Raw genomic sequence first — 18,121 nt, forward strand, 5'->3', positions numbered from 1 at the left:
TTATCTTTTTATCTACTTGTCACTTACTAGGTGCTTAGTTATGGCGAAGTGATTTGCTGTTTTTAAATAAAAAAGCGCCCAAAGGCGCTTAAGTAATTTAGTTTATAAGTAGCAAGCTTATATTATTGGTCTTTGGACTTTTTCTTTAAACCTAAGCCTAGTTCTCTACCACGTAGGCGGGCATAAAAAGGAAAAGCGACTAACAGTGCGCTAATAAGTACAGATTCAATAAGCGCAAAATATAATGCATCTTCTGTGACATACAGCAGGGTTAGTCCATGTAAAAGGTATAAGCATAAAATGAAACTTGCCCAGGCATAAGTGTATGGCTTACCCGTTAATATCCCTTTAATGGGCAGTAACAAAGGGGCTATCCATAACAAATTAAAGGCTAATGAATATTCACCTGTCATGCCTTGCTGGATAAACCAGCCAGTAAGCAGCATTAATAATGAGACATAGCCCACACGGCATAGTTGAAATAAGGTATGTGTTGTCATGGTTATTCTCACAAAATGGCTAACACATTTTCAGGTGGTCGACCTACTGCAGCTTTGCCGTTTGCAATAGCAATAGGGCGCTCAATTAATTTAGGGGTGTTAATCATGGCGTTGATTAATTGCTCATCGGTTAAATTAACATCCGTAAGGTTTTGTTCTTTGTATTCGGTTTCTTTAGTGCGCATTAGCTCTCTTGGACTGATTGCTAACATGGCTAAAATAGCGCTAATTTCGTCGCTAGAAGGAACGTTTTTTAAATATTCAACAATGTTTATTTGAACATTTTGTGCTTCTAGTAACGCAAGGGTTTGGCGGCTTTTTGAACAGCGAGGGTTATGATAAAGGGTAACAGTTGTCATTAGATTGCTTCTTTTTTATATTTTGGGGCATATTAACAAAAAATCTAAGCAATGGTTAGCTATCTGATAACTTAACTCACCATTGCTTAGCGGTAATTATTTGAGAGCGTCAAGCTCACGTTTAGCTTGTCTAAATTGGCGGATCCTCGCCTCAATTCTGGCAACTTGTAACGATTGGCCTTCTGAGTGGCGATAGGCATAGTTAAGTTGATCAATCGCGCCATCATAATTGGCCGCTAAGGCCATGACTTCAGCATTAGTATAATATTCAAGTGCCTTATTACCCATTTTGCGATAGGCCTGAGTTAAAATTTGATAAGGCAATATATTTTGCTTATCTAGAAATATAAGATCTTCTAATAGCGGAATGGCTTTTTCGGGTTGTTCAGCTTCCACATACACGTTGGCAAGGTTAGCTGAAATTACTTGCGACATAGGTTTAAGCTTATTGTGATGCAATAACATCTCAATGGCGCCGTCAAAATCTTTCTTTTGAACTAACAAATCAGTTTTAGTATCAATATAAAACAGATTGTTTGGCTTATTTGCTAACAAGTCATCGATAATATCTTCTGCTTCAGTAAAGCGTTTCGCTCTAAATAGAGCCAATGCTTTCCCATAAAGTGCAGCACTTTTAAAGCTATAGCTTTCTTTTTTTAGTTGCTGCTCAAACATAGATAAAGCCGCTTGTTCACTGTAACTTGAAAAGCGCACTTGAATACGCGCTTTAGCAAGTTGGTAGTTTAACTGATCAGGGATATATCGATGAGGAAACTGGGTTGCGCGGTTACGGGCATCGGTAATACGTGACTCGGGTAATGGGTGAGTCAGTAGCATTTGCGGTGGCGTAGTAGTAAAGCGATAGCGTATAGCAAGCTTAGAGAAAAAATCGGCGGCGCCATTGGGGTCAAATCCCGCAGCTGCGAGCGTTTGCATGCCAATTCTATCAGCTTCTCTTTCATGTAAACGTGTGTAGTTAATGCGTGATTGTGTAGATAACGCTTGGGTTGTAGCTAACGCTGCCATACCTGCTTGTGGCGCAGCAATGGTTAATAAAATCGCCCCTAACATCCCCACAATAGTAGCAGTAGAACTTTTTTCTTGTGCTTCTAACGAACGGGCTAAGTGACGTTGCGTTACGTGAGTAATTTCATGGGCAAGTACAGAGGCTAATTCGCTTTCTGTGTCGGCATTAAGAAATAAGCCAGTATGTACGCCTACATGGCCTCCGAAAAAAGCAAAGGCGTTAATTTCATCATTTTTTAATAAGAAAAAGTAAAAGGGTGTTTTTACTCCAGTGGCGTGGGCAACCAGTTTATTGCCAAGTTCTGACATATATTGATTCAGCACAGGATCACTAACAATAGGTGCTGATGAACGAATGACCCGCATATAGGCATCGCCATATACCATTTCTTTTTCTAAACTAAAGGTATTGACTGCGGCAGTACCAAGATCGGGAAGATTGTTACTGGCAAAGCTTTTTGCCACACCAGCGGTTAGCATTAAGGCAACTGCAGTTGTTACAACACTTTTTGAGAATTGGGTAAACGATAATTTGCGCAAATGTAACCTTTATTATAATTATTTAAATAGGGTGGTAAGCAATTTAAGCTAAAGCGAATTACTTGTACTTTACTATCCTTGCTAGGATAATGGCTAGAGAATTTTTTAAGCAAATTTATAATGAAATTAATTGATTTAACTGCATATCAATGCCCGTATCCTTTGGTACAAATCAAGTTGGCATTGAAGAAGCTCAAGCTCGGTGAATCGCTATGTTTCAGTATCTCTGACTCTGGTTCACGTCGAGATGTTCCGCAGTTTTTAAAAAAAATGGGTTATCAGCTCAAAATAACTGATGAAAGCCCTAACTCTCTGTCTTTTATGGTTACGAAAGGTAACAATTTAACTGAATAATTAGGCTGACTTAAGATTAGTTAACTCTTAATATGACTCAGTCTTCTGTGACACTGTTTAAGGAACAAAATGCTTTCATTTTTAGGTGATTGGTATAAAGCGCGCTTTAGTGATCCACATGCAATTACATTATTATTTATTTTATTGGGGATCGGGCTATTAATATATTTTGCTGGTGGCTTACTTGCGCCATTGTTTGTAGCACTCATTTTAGCTTTTTTACTTGAATGGCCTGTGGCGCAAATAGCGAAATTTGGTATTAATCGCACAGTCGGCGCCTCACTGATCTTAGTGTTATTTGTCGGCCTTATGGTATTAGTCGCATTTGGGCTTATCCCTAGCTTATGGCGTCAAGGAGTTGCCTTAGCTACGGACTTACCGATAATGATCGATACCGGGATGCAGTCACTTAAGGCATTAACGGTTGATTACCCACAATATGTCAGCATTGAACAAATTGATGCCATGGTAATAGAGCTTAAAAAGTTAGTTGATACCCAGCATTTATTTGATATAGGCAAACAACTTTTAGGTTACTCTGCCTCGCTACTGGTATTGATGGTATACGTGATTCTAGTGCCGTTATTGGTGTTTTTCTTCTTAAAAGATAAAGATCAGTTACTGAAAAGCAGTAAACGTTTTTTTCCTAATAATCGTGATTTAGCTCGTAAAGTTTGGTTTGAAATGGACCAACAAATTTTCAATTACATTCGCGGAAAAGTGATTGAGATTGTCATCATTGGTACTGTGAGCTACGTATTTTTTGCCATTATGGGACTGCGTTACTCAGCATTGTTAGGGGTGCTAACGGGTTTATCCGTATTGATCCCTTATGTTGGCGCGACACTGGTGACATTACCCATAGCGTTAGTGGCCTTTGTTCAGTGGGGCGTAAGCCCTGAATTTGGTTATGTGATGATTGGTTACGGGATAATCCAAGCCCTTGATGGTAATGTGTTGGTGCCAATATTATTTTCTGATGCAGTGGATTTACACCCAGTGATGATTATTGCCGCGGTGTTGGTTTTTGGCGGCTTATGGGGCGTGTGGGGGGTATTCTTTGCAATTCCATTAGCGTCACTGGTAAAAGCGGTGATTAATGCTTGGCCTAACAGTAGTAATCAAAACAACAGTTTAGCTTTAGATAAAGAGACTTCATCTGTTTCAAAATCCTAAATAGACACTCAAAACCTGTTAAAACTGAGCCAAGCTACTGCTCTAATTCAACTGGCATAGTTTGTATAAATTTAGAGAAAACTACAAAAAGCGAATGACTACTGCATATAAACAGTGTCATTCGCTTTTTTATTTTTTTCGATCAAGTCAGGCTAATTTACCAGGGCTGAAGCCTATGAGTCATACCTGATGCATCATAAGGTATTTAAGCCGGTAGTTACTTGAATTACTTGAGTTACTTGTCGTTATCACCCTTATCCGTTGGCGCTTGGTCGGTATTAAGATCTTTTACTGATTCGTCTTCTGCAGCTTTATCAGTTTTAGTTTTTGGCTCACCAAACTGCGGCATTTTAAACTTAGCGCTATATTTTAATACCGCTAAATTACTGGCAATAATACCAACGACTAAAATGATAATAAGCCAAACTTCTAAATCGTTCATGATAATCCTTAACTGGTGTTTTGATCATTAAGTTGCTGATTAATCAACAGCTAAGCGTTGTTCACATTTACGGATATCTTCAGGGGTATCAACTTCTGGTGAGTTGAAAGCGCTGATGGCGATTTTTATCTTATGGCCATATTCAAGGGCTCGTAACTGTTCAAGTTTTTCAAGGTTCTCTAAGCGACCGAGGGGCAATTTAGCAAACGCTTTAACAAATTTACTGGTGTAAGCATAAATGCCGATATGCTTGTATACCGCGTAATCCTCACTGTCATTATCACGGCAAAAAGGAATACGAGAACGTGAAAAGTACAGGGCATTAAACTCGTTATCAAAAACCACTTTTACTTGCATAGGGTCATCAATATCTTTGTCTTTATCAATTTTATAACCTAATGTCGCCATTTCGAATTCGCCTGGGTGGCGTTCAAATAAGCTGATCATTTGTTCAATTGAAATAGGGTCAATTAACGGTTGATCCCCTTGTACATTAATCACTAAATCACTGTCGTCCAATCCAAGTATATCAATGGCCTCATTGATGCGATCAGTACCAGAAGCCGCATCAGAGCTGGTCATGACTACTTGACCACCAAAAGACTCAACCGTGTCTTTTATGCGAACATCATCAGTAGCAACGTAGATATTATCTAACCCTTTAGCGAGTGCCGCACGTTCACACACATGCTGTATCATTGGTTTGCCGTTAATGTGTGCCAGTGGTTTACCTGGAAAACGACTTGAGCCATATCTTGCTGGGATTAAAAGAGTAACTTTCATCAATATCCTACTTATCTGAAACGCTAAACAAAGGGGCTACTGAGCCCGAATGTAACTTATGCTTTATTATATACAACCAATTAGCTTAGTCAGCATTTGGTTGTTACCTATTTAGTTTAATCTCTGTAAAGATTATCTGATCTGCAGAGATGGTTCGTTGGCCATATCAACATTTTTACAGCGCATTATTGGCATGCTCACTATTTACCGTGACATCTAAATCTGTAAGTAGTCCGTTATTAATGCCATATATCCAGCCGTGAATGGCAATTTCTTGGCCTCTGTCCCATGCATCTTGAACAATCGTTGTGCTGGTGACATTGGCAACTTGTTCCATAACGTTTAGCTCGCACAAGCGGTCAAAACGTTGTTGTGGGCTAAGTTGTTCTAGGTTTTTGTTGTGTATGCGGTAAATATCACGAATATGACCTAACCAGTTATCAATCAAGCCTAAACGCTCTTTGCTCATAGCCGCTTTTACACCGCCACAGCCATAATGCCCCACAACCATAATATGTTTTACTTTGAGCACTTCCACAGCGTATTGAATGACAGATAAGCAATTAAGGTCGGTATGGATCACCATATTAGCAATATTACGGTGCACAAATACTTCGCCAGGCATCAAGTCGATAATTTGATTTGAAGGTACGCGGCTATCAGAGCAACCGATCCATAAATATTCAGGATTTTGCTGTTGGGCAAGCTGGGCAAAAAATTCAGGATCTTCCTTACTAATGCGTTCAGCCCAGCGGCGATTATTGTCAAAAAGAGGCTTTAATAATTTCATTTATGCTTTATAACCGTTTTTAAGTTTACTCGGACAAACAGGAGTACTGGTTGCACTATAAATTTTTATTATTATATCAGTATATTGCAATGTACTGTTTAATCTATATAAGGTGATGAAAATGCGTAATTATTATAACTTTTAATCAAGTCGTGCAGCTTATTAGCAGTAACATTAGTTGTTTTAGGCTTTATAAAAAAGCGTGTAAAAGCTGGTTGAATTCGTCTGCCTGTTCTTGATTACACATGTGACCAGCGTTACTGATCTGCAGCTGTTTACTGGCGCTAATACAGTCTTGCATTAAATAGGCTTCTAGCGGCGTTCGCAGTTTATTTTGTGAGCCAACGAGGATTAAACATGGCAGGGTGAATTGCTCTGCTAATTCTAAGCTGTCACGTTTATAAAATACTAACGGCGCAAACAAGGCAAGTTGTTCAATGCGTTGAGCTGATAACCCCATTAGCTGTTGGTTAAAGTTAGCCATTAATGTTTGAGAATCATCGGTTGCAGCAAAAAACTGGCTGCTTATCGTATCGGCGAGTGCTTCACTGCACTGTTTAGCTGCGCAAAGCTCATCAATCCATAATTGGTATTTGGCACTATTAACCTGTGGTTCAAAGCCAATAAAACTGTTGGCTAGGACCAATTTTGAAATCGTTTTAGGTTGGGCTAAGACCATTTCTGCTGCAATAGCGCCGCCGCAACCATTACCAATAACCATACACTGATCAATATTTAAATGGGCTAATAAGGATAAGCAATGCTGAGCGACAGTGACCAAAGATGTGGTGCCACTAGGTAGTGCACCTGATTGACCGTGAGCCCATAAATCAACCGCAATACAGCGATGAGATAGGCTAAATAATTCTATTTGCGGCTGCCATTGTTGACAATCACTGAGGAAACCGTGGATAAACAAGATGACAGGACCTTGGCCTTGATCAATAAAATGTAGCGGTTGTTCATTAATAGCAAAGGTCTGGCTTTGATTAGGCATGAATGGTCTCAATAAAGGTTAACAATATAAAAATAATCTGCGGATACTATGATAAATTCATCGGATCTAGTGTTTGATACTGATTTAACAGGCTTAAAATCACTTCGGCGCATCTGCAATAAAATACACATAGCGGTCAACTAATTCATCGAGTCGATTTATCAGCGCTGATTTTAATGAGATATTAGAATTAGACAACAGTTGTTTGAGGCTTTTGCGATCGTATTGGGCTAAATAAAGGCTAGATTCAGGAAAATAGCTTAAATGCCAAGGTTCTGGACTCACGCCGCTGCGCCCGGCTTGATAAGGTAAATAAAACCCATATTGTTGAGCATGATGTTGCAACCATACTGAAAGGGCGCCGCAAGGGCCATCAATCAAGTATTCGTCACTAATTAATTTTAGTTGTTGCCGATTTATGTTATTGCCATCATAGACATCAATGTCAGTCCCCCAGTGATGGCGTGATGCGCCGGGTAGGGCAGACCAATTTAAAATCGCATCAACAAGTTGATCGTCAGTGAGGTTTTGACAATCCAATACTTGGTTGTTGAGGTCTAAAAGAATCCGTTTCCCTTGGGCTTTCGCGTTCCAAATTGCGGCTTGTTTAGCAAAATTGCGGTGAGCCGAACAAAGCTCAATGGCAATACCATCAAGGACTGCGTGTTGCTGCATTTGGCCAAATGCGTCAGCGGTTTTTTGAGTCAGTAAATGCCCTTGTACAGTGACAAGTTGTGATTCGTCCAGCCCATAAAGGGCTGGATTGCTGATATCAACATTTAGCACAAAAGCTTTTCCAATATAGACTCATAGCATAGGGCTAAGACTTCTAAATCTGAGACTTTCACGCATTCATTGACCTTATGAATGGTCGCATTTACCGGACCTAACTCGATAACCTGTGCGCCTGTTGGTGCAATAAAGCGTCCATCAGAGGTGCCACCTGTTGTTTGAGGATCGGTTTCATAACCAGTGACTTCTAAAATCGCGGCTTTAGTGGCTTCAAGCAAGGGTCCGCCGCCGGTTAGAAAAGGCAGGCCGTTAAACACCCAGTCAATTTCATAATTTAATCCATGGGCATCTAAGATGTTGAGCACGCGTTTAATTAGTTCCTCAGCAGTGACTTCTGTTGAATACCTGAAGTTAAACATCACCTCTAGTTCACCTGGAATGACATTGGACGCACCCGTACCACCATTAATATTGGCTATTTGAAAGCTGGTTGGTGGAAAGAACTCATTGCCATTATCCCAATGCATTTGCGCAAGCTCAGCTAATGCGGGTGAGGCTTTATGGATTGGGTTATCTGCAAGGTGCGGGTAGGCAACATGGCCTTGAATGCCATGAACGGTAAGATTACCGGTTAAGCTGCCTCGACGACCATTTTTTACAATATCACCTAACTTATGGGTCGATGAAGGCTCGCCAACCAATGACCAGGTGATTTTTTCATTGCGAGCTTCAAGGGTATCAATAACGCGAGTGGTGCCATTGATAAATGGGCCTTCTTCGTCACTGGTGATTAAAAATGCAATAGAGCCTTTATGATCGGGATGCTTAGCCACAAAACGTTCGGTAGCAATAGTCATCGCTGCCAGTGAACCTTTCATATCTGCGGCGCCGCGGCCATGAATATAGTCATCTATAACCGTAGGTTCAAAAGGCGGGGTGTGCCATTTATTTAAATCGCCCGCGGGCACCACATCAGTGTGACCAGCAAAACAAAAAACAGGCGCTTCGGTGCCCCGTCTTGCCCACATATTTGTGGTGTCTTCAAATACCATAGGTTCAATGTTAAACCCAGCAGCTTCAAGGCGCTCAGCCATTAAGGTTTGACAACCTTCATCTAATGGAGTCACAGAAGGGCGTGAGATTAACTCTTTGGTTAATGCTAATACGTCTTGAGTCATTAGTTAAACCACGCTTGATAATCGGAAGCTTTAAAGCCAATAAGGATCTTATTATTTTGAATAAGGACGGGACGCTTAATCAAGGTTGGGTGTTCAACCATCAAGCTGATGGCCTTTTGTTTATCTATGCCGTCTTTTTGGGCATCAGTTAAGGCGCGAAAACTGGTGCTGCGTTTATTGAATAATAATTCCCAGTCGGTTAATTCAGTCCACTGAGTAATGGTTTTGGCATCGATACCTTGTTCTCTAAAATCGTGAAAGCTAAAAGGTTGGTTTTCTGCTTCTAACCACTTACGGGCTTTACGTACGGTATCGCAATTCTTTATTCCGAAAATAACACTACTACTCATTTTTGTTTGATTTCCCAGTATGGTGGTGTGATAGTCATTATGTTGCTGCTAACGTTATAATTCAACGGTAAATATTACGTCTTTCCCAGCAATTACTGCGCCTTGGGCTTTATCTAAATATTGCACATCTTCCATGTTAGCGAGCACTACAGGGGTTAACAGGCTTTCAACTTGATCGGTTAGATAGTCTAAATCAAATTCTAAAATGGGTTCGCCAACTTTAACTTGTTGGCCTTCTTCTGCGAGTCGTTTAAAGCCATTACCGCGCAATTCGACCGTGCCGACCCCAAAATGCACAAATAGCTCGAGTCCTTGGTGTGACTCTATACTGAATGCGTGGTTTGTTTCAAAAATTTTACCTATGGTGCCGTCAATCGGCGCTAGGATGAATTTTCCTGTTGGGTTAATTGCAAGACCATCGCCGACAATTTTTTCGGCAAAAACTACATCCGGTACTTTCTCGATATCAACTAGCTCGCCAGAAATTGGCGCGTAGACTTTGATCCCACCAGTTAAGGTCGGTTGCCCTGATATTAATCTGCGTATACGGCTTAAAAATCCCATTACATGCAGCCTCTTTTATTATGATTATTTCGATGTTTAAAATAGTTAACGATAACACATCGCTATCGCTGTTATTAATTTAACAATTCGTTGAGCTGGTTAATATGACTTAAGGTTAATGCTTGCTCAGCTTGTTGAGTAAACTGGGCGTAATTGCCGTTACAAATAGTGGCTTTTACATCCAATAAACTGGCACTGTTAACGCTTAACTCATCAATGCCTAAACCCACCAGTAGGCTAATGAGTTTGGGTTCGCTGGCCAATTCTCCGCATAAGCAGACTTTGGTTTGATGCGCTTTACACTCATCCACCGCCATTTTGATAAATTTGATCATTGCAGGTGATACGGGGGGATAATCCTTAACCAGCTCAGGGTTACCTCGATCTGCAGCAAGGGTGTATTGGGTTAAATCATTACTACCAATACTGATAAAGTCTAACTTAGGCAATAGGTGGGGTAAATTTAATATTGCAGCAGGTGTTTCAACCATGATGCCGATATTAATCTCACCAAAGCCTTTTTCCTCTTCAATTAATTGCTGCTTACACCAGTCTATGATTTCAAATGCTTGCTCTAATTCTTCTATTTGATTGACCATAGGAAATAATAGCCGAACTCGGCCATGATTAGCGGCCCGTAACACTGCTTTAATTTGAGTACTAAATAGCGATTTATGTTGCAAACTGTAGCGGATCCCCCGTACGCCCAGTGCCGGATTGTCTTCATAATCTTGACTTAGGCAGGGGATTTCTTTATCTGCACCAATATCGAAGGTACGTATGGTCAGCACCTTTCCATTTAAGCTGTGCAGCGCATCGCAGTATAAATGAAACTGTTGTTTTTCATCAGGTACTCTATCCACTTGCATGAGTAAAAACTCTGTGCGGAATAAACCGATCCCCGCTGCGCCCGTATCTTGTATTTGGCTAACATCATTTAAACTACTGACATTAGCGAGTAAGCACACAGGATGGCCATCTTGGGTGATACTGTCTTGGTCCACATACTGTTTTAGTGCTTGGCGTCGTTGAGTTTCTTGTGCTGATTTAAGCTGAAGTTGCAGGGTAATTGATTCAGTGGGATTAATGTGTAATTCACCACTAATGCCATCTAAAATAAGTGGGCTACCATCATTTATATTGAAATTGTCAAACTGACAACTTAGCAGTGCTGGAATACCGGCCGCCTTGGCTAAAATAGCAGTATGGCTGGTAAGCCCACCTGTTTTGAGCACTATGCCTTTAATTTTATTGAGTGGAATAGTGGCAAATTCAGCAGGGGTGAGGTCTTCAGCCAACAAAATGGCATTTTCAGTTAACTTTGAAACATCCCACAGCAAGGTACCATTTACGGCAGCCATCAACCTTTTGCCTAAGCAAATAACATCATTACTGCGATTAGCCATATAAGGGTCGTCTAGCTGAGCCAGTTCATCAGCATGTTGAGCAAATACCCGCTCAATGGAAACTTCGGCTGAAAAACGAAAGCGGGTGATATACTTTTTTAGTTCTAAGGCCAAATCATCATCTTGCAGTAACATGATGTCAGCATCTATCAGGCTAAAGTGTTCGCTGTCTACGGCAAGGTGTTGCTGGCAATCAGTTAAATATTGACTTAGGAAGATAATCGCCTTGGTGGCTTTTTCACATTCTTGTGGGATTTGTGCGACAGGCAATAATCTGTAGTCCACCTTTGAGTGGTGCAGATTAATATGAATAGCTTTACCAAATGCTATTCCTGGTGACACTACAATACCTGATACCGCCATATGACTTCCTGTAAATTTTATCCTACTAACTTAAGGTGATGAGTAATTCAGACACTGTCTCAACGGCTTCTTCTGCTTTATCACCTACGGCAAAGACCTTAACTGATTGACCTAAATATAATCCTAAGGTTTGTAATTTAAACAAACTTTTGGCACTGGCCTGTTTACCATTACATTCGACAATGACATCACAGTCAAAGGTTTTTGCCGCTTTTACTAATAAAGCTGCAGGTCGCGTATGAATGCCATGGGGAGCGATAATGGTAACGGTTTTTTCATAATAGATTCTATCGGACATTGAAGTTACGTTCTTAGCATTAATAATACAAATGATAATAACGCAAACCCGCTAATGTAAGTAGCGGGTTTACGTATTTTTTAGGCTTTAAATTAAAAAAAATTATGTTTTAAACTGACTCAAGGTCTGAGTCACATGTTGGCTGATGTGCTGTAATGACTGCGCGGCTTGGCTATTAGTTTCATTGGATTTAACCGCTACCTCAGTGAGATCTGAAATCGTGGTGATATTACGGCTAATTTCGGCGGTTACATGTGACTGCTCTTCGGTAGCACTGGCAAGTTGCGTGTTCATATCACTGATACTGGCAATCACGGTTAAGATTTCAGTCATGGCTTGTTGCGATTGTATTGCTTTAGTTTGTAATTGCTCAGATTGCAACTGGGTTTCAGTATTACTTGTTATGACATGTTCAACGCCATTGTGGATCTGAGAAATTATTTTATTAATTTCATTGGTAGAGGCTTGGGTACGGGTGGCAAGGGCGCGAACTTCATCGGCAACTACAGCAAAACCGCGACCATTTTCACCGGCCCGCGCAGCTTCAATTGCAGCGTTTAATGCTAATAAATTGGTTTGATCTGCAATGGCGCCAATGGTGTCTAAAATGCTGCTGATTTCAACTGAAGATTTACCTAAATCATGAGTAACGCTTTCAGCATTTTTAAGTTCAGTCACCAGTATTTGGGTTTCATGCACTGTTTGCTGCATAAACTGCTGAGACTGCTGCGCTTGTTGTTTAACGTTGTTGGCACCATCTGCAGCTTGATAGGTGTTTTGTGCCATGTCATTAGTGGTGGCTAACATTTGGTTAACAGCAGTGGCGACACTTTGGGTTTCGCGGTGTATTAGCTCCGCGCTTTGGTTGGATTCTTCCACGGCCACCAATAGCTGCTGCGCATCGGTATCAAGTTCAGTACCTAGTGGTTTTAAGTTGGCCACCATAGTTGAAATTTTTTCGACAAATGCATTAAAGGCATCGGCCATTTTCGCCACTTCGTCATTACCACTGTTGTTTAAGCGCTTAGATAAGTCACCTTCACCTTTTGCGATATCTTCCATAGCAGCAATGGCTGCATTAATAGGTGAAGTGATTGATACATTAAGCAGTAAAAAAAAGCCAAAAATTGGGATGGAGATTATCAACATAATAATCAAATAATTAATAATCACACTGCCCATACTCTCATTAACATCGGCGGCGCTTGCTTGAGCGATAATGGTCCAGCCCCATTGAGGATAAAAATGCGCTTCAGCCAAAATTGTTGTAACTTTACTCGAATATCCTTCACTGCCTTGATAATCCAAATGGGCAGTTGTGTTGGTTTTAGCTTCAGTGATTAACTCAACAAAGGGCAGGCTGCCATCAGCTGCAATAAATGACTCTGCGCGGCGGCCCAAATTTGACTCGTTAGCTGGAAAACTGATTACGCTGCCTTCTTGGTTGAATACAATATAGGCATCATCTGTCAGGTAGCGGATATCATTGATAATTGAGAGTGCTTGCTCGGCTAATCTTTGATGATCATTAGTGTTATTATCAACTGTTAGCTTGTTGGCGCTCAGTGCATCAAGCATCGATACCGCCGTGGAAACTTGTGCATCAAGTTGTAGATGTTTTTGCTTTAATAAATTGTTGTACTGCTCATTAATCGAGAAGCTGGCAAAAATGACAGTACCAACAGCTGCTAGGCCTAGCATTATAAAAAGGCGTTTTAAAATTGTTAATTGCCGTAAAAAGGAAATCATTTTTGACCTTATGTATTTAGGTAAATATTTATGAGTAAAATATTGTCATAAATTGTTATATAAATAACAGTTTATGTGGTTTTTTGTGAGCTAATAACGGTTTCGTACAAAATGATACATTTTTAGGTGGGGAAAGGTTTAATTATATTGATCTAAACCATTAAAAATATTTGCTTATATTGAGCATTTGTTGGTGCGGGTATTTATTTTTGCTAATAAAATGTTTTAGCTTTGATTTGTTCAGTGATAAGCCTAAAATGAAGCAATTTTAAAACAAGGCAAACATTGTTATGAATTCTCTGCAAGTCGTTACTACTGATGATATTTTGCTCAAGTTATGTCACTCAGTAACCCATGTCCTCTCAAGCACCAGCGACAGTCAAGTGACTCATGCCGGTATGGTGCAAAACATCACTCGCACCTGTTTAAAACCTGATCTTGGCTGTTTTTCTATATTTGATGGTGGTTTTTCTGGCTTAGTGGTGATCAATTTTACCAAAGAAGCGGCTATAGAAATTTACCGTCGTTACATGCTTAACATGGGCATGCCTGAATCTGAACTAGCCATTTCACATACATCTGATGATGTTGCCAATGTGATGGGCGAATTAATGAATCAAATTTTGGGTAATTTCATTAAAACCATTTCTAAGGAATTACAAACCTCTATCAGTCAAAGCCAGCCTAAAATGTTGACTATCAATAAAGAGCTGACTATATCAATCGATACCAATTTAGATGAGGCCGTATCTCGAAGAGTTACCTTTAGAACGGCAGATAATCATATCTTTTATCTTGAATTTGCCATGGATAAAACGGAGTTTATTAAACTTAAAGAGTTTGCCATGGATGAAGATATAGACCCTGATGCTTTAATTGAAAGCCATGGCAATCGTGTTAACAAGCAGGCAGATTATTTGGCAGCAACAAGTGCTGCAGTTGCTGTTACAAATGAAGCTGATGATCTGTTAAGTGAATTAGGTTTATAAAAGTAATTAAACGGTGATTGTTAATGTCATTTTAGGTATAAACAATAACAGAGTACCTAAAAAACTATAATAAAGGCGTGATGCGAATATGACATCTAAAGCTACTTCAATTGATATTGCTTACAAAGCAGGTGTATCTCAATCGACTGTTTCTCGTGCGCTGAGAAATAGTCCCTTAGTCAATCTTGAAACAAGGCAACGTATTCAAGCTATTGCGAAAGAACTTAACTATAAAGTGGATAAAAACGCCAGTAATTTACGTACTCAAAATAGTTACACGCTGGCATTATTGATTTGTGAAGATCCCACTAACGATGAATCGTTAATCAATCCATTTTTCTTATCGATGCTAGGCTCTATAACCCGTGCTACGGCGCAGCAAGGTTATGATTTGCTGGTATCTTTTCAGCAGCTTTCTAGCGACTGGCATGCCGATTATGAAGACAGTAATAAAGCCGATGGCATTATTTTATTAGGTTATGGCGATTATGTGGATTATGGGCACAAACTACAAAAGCTGCTGGAGCAAAATACCCATTTTGTCATTTGGGGCGCAGAGCCTAACCACAAAGAAGTGTTATCAATTGGCTGTGACAACCAGCAAGGTGGGGTGATAGCCACAGAGCATATTATCTCGTTAAATAAACAAAACATTGCCTTTTTGGGTGATGCATCTGAGCATAGCCCAGAATTTAGAGACCGTTATCTAGGCCATGTTGATGCATTAAAAAAAGTAGGCATTAAAGCCATTAAAAATATTCAGTTTGATGCCATTAGCACTGAAAGCTCAGGTTTTGATGCGGCCATTAATTTATTGGATAGTGGCCATCCATTTGACGCTATTTTTGCCGCCAGTGATTTAATTGCAATTGGTGCGATACGCGCTTTAAAGCAACGGTGTGTGAGGGTACCTGAAGATATTGTTGTGGTTGGCTATGATGATATACCAGTGGCGAGTTTTGCTAATCCGGCGCTGACGACGGTTAGGCAAAATACTAAATTAGCCGGCGAGATCCTGGTAGAAAGTCTGCTAAAACTCATTCGAGGGAAAGAAGTGGCGCCGCAACTTATTCCGACTAATTTAGTGGTGCGTCAATCATGTGGTACTGCAGAGCAAGATCAAAGCTAATCAGATAAATACTGACGGATTCACACTTGACCAGCTATTATTTCATAGCTGGTTTGAAATTATTATGGATAATAATGTGACATTTAAAGGTGTATTTTTGCTGGTCATTGAGACTCGACACTACTGGCGCCAGTTATTTTACTGGCCATTAAGCTGGCTATTGCTCATCCTCTTACTCATCGTACTGCTACTATTTCCACTATCAATTAAAGCCCAAGACCTTGAACCGAGAAGTTACACCAATATTCCTATTGGCATGCACTTTGTTGCCCTTGGATATTTACACTCTGAAGGGGCATTATCGCCATCTCCTTCAGTTCCTCTCAAAGATGCCCAGCTCACACTTGATGCCGCGGTAGTGGGTTATGCCACAAGCTTTGCTATTGCGGGCCGTTCATCAAAACTAGACGTTTCTGCTTCACGAGTTTGTATGAAAGGCAGTGCAAATTACTTGGGCGAATTTGTAGAAGCTGATCGTTGTGGTTATAGTGATCCTAATGTACGGCTAACATGGAACTTTTACGGCGCTCCAGCCGTTGAAAAAAAAGACTTTGGGCAATATCGTGAAGGACTCGTAATGGGGACAAGCTTACAGCTGAGCATTCCTGTTGGTTCTTATGATGAAACCAAACTGATTAATGCTGGTGCCAACCAATGGGTATTTAGACCGGGCATTGGTATTTCTTATAAAGTAGGCGATTGGTATTACAGTGCCATGGGCTCTGTTCGTTTTTATAGTGATAATGATGAGTTTTATAATCAGGTTTTACTTTCAAAAGACCCCCAATATACGTTGCAAGGTCATATTATTTACAGTATTGCTCGTGGCCAATGGTTGTCGTTAAGCGGCAATTATTTTGTTGGTGGTGAAACGGATAAAAATGGTATTGATGCGAATGATAGTCAGGATAATTCGCGTTTTGGATTGACTTACTCATTGGCTTTAAATCAACAACACAGTATTAAAGTGTATGCCAGTACCGGTGTTATTACCCGTATAGGCAATGATTTTGATACCTTTGGACTTGTTTGGCAATATGCTTTTAACTGATTAGTAGAAACGACAAGGAAGCCATTATGGCGGGTGCAAGCTTATTAGTTTTACTCGATGACATTGCAACAATATTAGATGATGTCGCCGCGATGAGTAAAGTCGCGGCAAGAAAAACCGCAGGGGTATTGGGTGATGATTTAGCGCTTAATGCGCAACAAGTGTCTGGTGTTGCATCAGAGCGTGAGTTACCGGTGGTATGGGCGGTAGCCAAAGGCTCTTTTAGAAACAAATTAATTCTAGTCCCGGCCGCTTTACTCATCAGCGCTTTTATTCCTTGGGCAATAACCCCTTTACTGATGTTTGGCGGCATCTTTTTATGCTATGAAGGCTTTGAAAAGGTGCATCATAGTTATGTACATCGTAAAGATAAAAAAGTGTCCGTGGCAGATGAACAAATTGTTGAAAAATCAAAACAAGATTTGGCCGCATTTGAACAGAAGAAGGTTCAAGGTGCTATTAGAACTGACTTTGTCCTGTCTGCTGAAATTATAGCGATAAGCCTTGGTGTTGTTTCTCAAAGTAGTTTAATGAGTCAGTTTTTAACCTTAAGTGTAATAGCAATAATTATGACTGTAGGGGTGTATGGCTTAGTGGCTGGCATAGTAAAAATTGATGATCTAGGCCTTTACCTTACCCAAAGAAAAGGTGAGGGCACATTAGTAAAAATATGGCACAAAATCGGTTTTTGGCTACTTGCAGCAGCGCCATATCTAATGAAGGGCTTAACCATTATTGGCACCATTGCGATGTTTATGGTGGGTGGCGGCATTTTAACCCATGGGATTCATATCGTAAGTGAACAAATTAGCCATATCGCTGTATTGGCGGGAGAGTTAGCTTATGTTGGCGTGATACTACAAACTATTACGCCAAGCTTGTTAAACGCATTATTTGGACTCATTGCTGGTGGTGTCACTTTGCTGTTAATAAATGCAGGCTTAAAATTAAAACAGCAATTGAGTTAGTTTCAGGAGTCTGATTTTTGTTTGGGCAAATAAAAAAGCATATTGAAATTCAATATGCTTTTTTTTACTAACTTAGCTTTGTAATCATACTCGTTGTTCGATATTAGGCGTCAGTGTTAACTGCTTTAGGATTGGCGCCATAATCATTGTCTTCCTTACTATCTAAGCAGAAGAAAACAATAAGAGCGATAATACCAACTAGTGGAATTAAACCAATTAATAACCACCAACCAGTTCGATCTGTATCATGAAGACGTCTTACAGAAACAGCAATTCCTGGTATTAAAACAGCGATAGAATATAGTGAATATATAAAAACCGTGCCTAGAGCTTGATCCGCTAACATCAACACGATGCGAGGGTGTAACAGATTCTGT

The 18,121-nt window shown here is 40.2% G+C and carries 21 protein-coding genes; 6 read left to right on the forward strand and 15 right to left on the reverse strand.

The features are described from left to right. Nucleotides 1-122: 122 nt before the first annotated feature. The 3 genes from AB4160_RS05590 to AB4160_RS05600 form a co-directional block, all read right to left on the reverse strand. Nucleotides 123-500: a DUF2069 domain-containing protein gene (locus tag AB4160_RS05590; protein ID WP_102437317.1), complete on the reverse strand. Its 378-nt coding sequence runs from the start codon at nt 498-500 to the stop codon at nt 123-125. Nucleotides 501-508: 8 nt separating this feature from the next. Continuing rightward, on the reverse strand, nt 509-859 hold the full coding sequence (arsC, locus tag AB4160_RS05595; RefSeq protein WP_303461210.1) for an arsenate reductase (glutaredoxin): 351 nt from the start codon (nt 857-859) through the stop codon (nt 509-511). Nucleotides 860-955: 96 nt separating this feature from the next. Further along, entirely contained in the window at nt 956-2,425 is a 1,470-nt protein-coding gene (locus AB4160_RS05600) for a M48 family metalloprotease (RefSeq protein ID WP_372003826.1), read from the reverse strand. 120 nt (nt 2,426-2,545) lie between these two features. Here AB4160_RS05600 and AB4160_RS05605 point away from each other — a divergent pair, with 120 nt between their 5' ends. Further along, complete coding sequence (locus tag AB4160_RS05605; protein WP_372003828.1) at nt 2,546-2,779, forward strand: sulfurtransferase TusA family protein; 234 nt, start codon at nt 2,546-2,548, stop codon at nt 2,777-2,779. A gap of 69 nt (nt 2,780-2,848) precedes the next feature. Continuing rightward, entirely contained in the window at nt 2,849-3,955 is a 1,107-nt protein-coding gene (locus AB4160_RS05610; protein WP_102437323.1) for an AI-2E family transporter, read from the forward strand. A 235-nt stretch (nt 3,956-4,190) separates the two neighbouring features. On the opposite strand, the gene AB4160_RS05615 is transcribed toward AB4160_RS05610, so the two are convergent. The 11 genes from AB4160_RS05615 to AB4160_RS05665 all read right to left on the reverse strand — a co-directional run bounded on the left by AB4160_RS05615 (nt 4,191) and on the right by AB4160_RS05665 (nt 13,607). Next, nucleotides 4,191-4,397, reverse strand: a complete 207-nt coding sequence (locus tag AB4160_RS05615) for a DUF2897 family protein (protein WP_102437325.1) — start codon at nt 4,395-4,397, stop codon at nt 4,191-4,193. Between the two features lie 39 nt (nt 4,398-4,436). Beyond that, nucleotides 4,437-5,180 (reverse strand): 3-deoxy-manno-octulosonate cytidylyltransferase, encoded by a 744-nt coding sequence (kdsB, locus tag AB4160_RS05620; protein WP_102437327.1) that lies wholly within the window; start codon nt 5,178-5,180, stop codon nt 4,437-4,439. Between the two features lie 175 nt (nt 5,181-5,355). After that, the gene (gene can, locus AB4160_RS05625; RefSeq protein ID WP_102437329.1) at nt 5,356-5,970 is read right to left on the reverse strand and encodes a carbonate dehydratase; all 615 of its coding nucleotides are present in this window, start codon (nt 5,968-5,970) and stop codon (nt 5,356-5,358) included. A 190-nt stretch (nt 5,971-6,160) separates the two neighbouring features. Then, nucleotides 6,161-6,967 (reverse strand): alpha/beta fold hydrolase, encoded by an 807-nt coding sequence (locus tag AB4160_RS05630; protein WP_102437331.1) that lies wholly within the window; start codon nt 6,965-6,967, stop codon nt 6,161-6,163. Nucleotides 6,968-7,066: 99 nt separating this feature from the next. After that, nucleotides 7,067-7,753 carry a M15 family metallopeptidase gene (locus AB4160_RS05635; RefSeq protein ID WP_241901055.1) on the reverse strand — a complete coding sequence of 229 codons (687 nt, stop codon included), beginning with the start codon at nt 7,751-7,753 and terminating at the stop codon, nt 7,067-7,069. Continuing rightward, the gene (gene dapE, locus AB4160_RS05640) at nt 7,747-8,877 is read right to left on the reverse strand and encodes a succinyl-diaminopimelate desuccinylase (protein ID WP_102437333.1); all 1,131 of its coding nucleotides are present in this window, start codon (nt 8,875-8,877) and stop codon (nt 7,747-7,749) included. The genes AB4160_RS05635 and dapE overlap by 7 nt, the downstream gene beginning before the upstream one ends. Beyond that, nucleotides 8,877-9,227, reverse strand: coding sequence for an arsenate reductase (locus AB4160_RS05645; protein WP_102520235.1), 351 nt, complete (start codon nt 9,225-9,227; stop codon nt 8,877-8,879). The genes dapE and AB4160_RS05645 overlap by 1 nt, the downstream gene beginning before the upstream one ends. Before the next feature lie 54 nt (nt 9,228-9,281). Then, a complete protein-coding gene (gene crr, locus AB4160_RS05650) occupies nt 9,282-9,791 on the reverse strand; it encodes a PTS glucose transporter subunit IIA (RefSeq protein ID WP_102437337.1) in 510 nt (169 codons plus the stop codon). Between the two features lie 74 nt (nt 9,792-9,865). Beyond that, nucleotides 9,866-11,560, reverse strand: coding sequence for a phosphoenolpyruvate--protein phosphotransferase (ptsP, locus tag AB4160_RS05655; protein WP_372003830.1), 1,695 nt, complete (start codon nt 11,558-11,560; stop codon nt 9,866-9,868). A 25-nt stretch (nt 11,561-11,585) separates the two neighbouring features. Beyond that, nucleotides 11,586-11,858, reverse strand: a complete 273-nt coding sequence (locus AB4160_RS05660) for an HPr family phosphocarrier protein (protein WP_102437341.1) — start codon at nt 11,856-11,858, stop codon at nt 11,586-11,588. A 102-nt stretch (nt 11,859-11,960) separates the two neighbouring features. Next, complete coding sequence (locus tag AB4160_RS05665) at nt 11,961-13,607, reverse strand: methyl-accepting chemotaxis protein (RefSeq protein WP_372003832.1); 1,647 nt, start codon at nt 13,605-13,607, stop codon at nt 11,961-11,963. 290 nt (nt 13,608-13,897) lie between these two features. Here AB4160_RS05665 and AB4160_RS05670 point away from each other — a divergent pair, with 290 nt between their 5' ends. The 4 genes from AB4160_RS05670 to AB4160_RS05685 all read left to right on the forward strand — a co-directional run bounded on the left by AB4160_RS05670 (nt 13,898) and on the right by AB4160_RS05685 (nt 17,744). Continuing rightward, on the forward strand, nt 13,898-14,596 hold the full coding sequence (locus AB4160_RS05670) for a DUF3334 family protein (protein WP_102437345.1): 699 nt from the start codon (nt 13,898-13,900) through the stop codon (nt 14,594-14,596). 88 nt (nt 14,597-14,684) lie between these two features. After that, nucleotides 14,685-15,725, forward strand: a complete 1,041-nt coding sequence (locus AB4160_RS05675) for a LacI family DNA-binding transcriptional regulator (RefSeq protein ID WP_372003834.1) — start codon at nt 14,685-14,687, stop codon at nt 15,723-15,725. Between the two features lie 76 nt (nt 15,726-15,801). After that, nucleotides 15,802-16,776: a transporter gene (locus AB4160_RS05680; RefSeq protein ID WP_372003836.1), complete on the forward strand. Its 975-nt coding sequence runs from the start codon at nt 15,802-15,804 to the stop codon at nt 16,774-16,776. 26 nt (nt 16,777-16,802) lie between these two features. Beyond that, nucleotides 16,803-17,744, forward strand: a complete 942-nt coding sequence (locus AB4160_RS05685; protein ID WP_102437348.1) for a DUF808 domain-containing protein — start codon at nt 16,803-16,805, stop codon at nt 17,742-17,744. Nucleotides 17,745-17,847: 103 nt separating this feature from the next. Here AB4160_RS05685 and AB4160_RS05690 read toward each other — a convergent pair. Then, nucleotides 17,848-18,121: DUF805 domain-containing protein (locus AB4160_RS05690; RefSeq protein WP_372003838.1), on the reverse strand; the 274-nt coding region annotated here is incomplete at its 5' end.

It is taken from the genome of Shewanella sp. 10N.286.51.B8, from assembly GCF_041469325.1.
In the GTDB taxonomy this organism is placed as follows: Bacteria; Pseudomonadota; Gammaproteobacteria; order Enterobacterales; family Shewanellaceae; genus Shewanella.

What these genes read in the sequence shown, in the direction of transcription:
- crr (WP_102437337.1), bottom strand. Translation starts at nt 9,791, where the DNA reads ATGGGATTTTTAAGCCGTATACGCAGATTAATATCAGGGCAACCGACC.
- AB4160_RS05605 (WP_372003828.1), top strand. Translation starts at nt 2,546, where the DNA reads ATGAAATTAATTGATTTAACTGCATATCAATGCCCGTATCCTTTGGTA.
- AB4160_RS05665 (WP_372003832.1), bottom strand. Translation starts at nt 13,607, where the DNA reads ATGATTTCCTTTTTACGGCAATTAACAATTTTAAAACGCCTTTTTATA.
- AB4160_RS05630 (WP_102437331.1), bottom strand. Translation starts at nt 6,967, where the DNA reads ATGCCTAATCAAAGCCAGACCTTTGCTATTAATGAACAACCGCTACAT.
- AB4160_RS05670 (WP_102437345.1), top strand. Translation starts at nt 13,898, where the DNA reads ATGAATTCTCTGCAAGTCGTTACTACTGATGATATTTTGCTCAAGTTA.
- dapE (WP_102437333.1), bottom strand. Translation starts at nt 8,877, where the DNA reads ATGACTCAAGACGTATTAGCATTAACCAAAGAGTTAATCTCACGCCCT.
- AB4160_RS05645 (WP_102520235.1), bottom strand. Translation starts at nt 9,227, where the DNA reads ATGAGTAGTAGTGTTATTTTCGGAATAAAGAATTGCGATACCGTACGT.
- can (WP_102437329.1), bottom strand. Translation starts at nt 5,970, where the DNA reads ATGAAATTATTAAAGCCTCTTTTTGACAATAATCGCCGCTGGGCTGAA.
- AB4160_RS05660 (WP_102437341.1), bottom strand. Translation starts at nt 11,858, where the DNA reads ATGTCCGATAGAATCTATTATGAAAAAACCGTTACCATTATCGCTCCC.
- AB4160_RS05610 (WP_102437323.1), top strand. Translation starts at nt 2,849, where the DNA reads ATGCTTTCATTTTTAGGTGATTGGTATAAAGCGCGCTTTAGTGATCCA.
- AB4160_RS05615 (WP_102437325.1), bottom strand. Translation starts at nt 4,397, where the DNA reads ATGAACGATTTAGAAGTTTGGCTTATTATCATTTTAGTCGTTGGTATT.
- AB4160_RS05685 (WP_102437348.1), top strand. Translation starts at nt 16,803, where the DNA reads ATGGCGGGTGCAAGCTTATTAGTTTTACTCGATGACATTGCAACAATA.
- AB4160_RS05590 (WP_102437317.1), bottom strand. Translation starts at nt 500, where the DNA reads ATGACAACACATACCTTATTTCAACTATGCCGTGTGGGCTATGTCTCA.
- AB4160_RS05675 (WP_372003834.1), top strand. Translation starts at nt 14,685, where the DNA reads ATGACATCTAAAGCTACTTCAATTGATATTGCTTACAAAGCAGGTGTA.
- kdsB (WP_102437327.1), bottom strand. Translation starts at nt 5,180, where the DNA reads ATGAAAGTTACTCTTTTAATCCCAGCAAGATATGGCTCAAGTCGTTTT.
- arsC (WP_303461210.1), bottom strand. Translation starts at nt 859, where the DNA reads ATGACAACTGTTACCCTTTATCATAACCCTCGCTGTTCAAAAAGCCGC.
- ptsP (WP_372003830.1), bottom strand. Translation starts at nt 11,560, where the DNA reads ATGGCGGTATCAGGTATTGTAGTGTCACCAGGAATAGCATTTGGTAAA.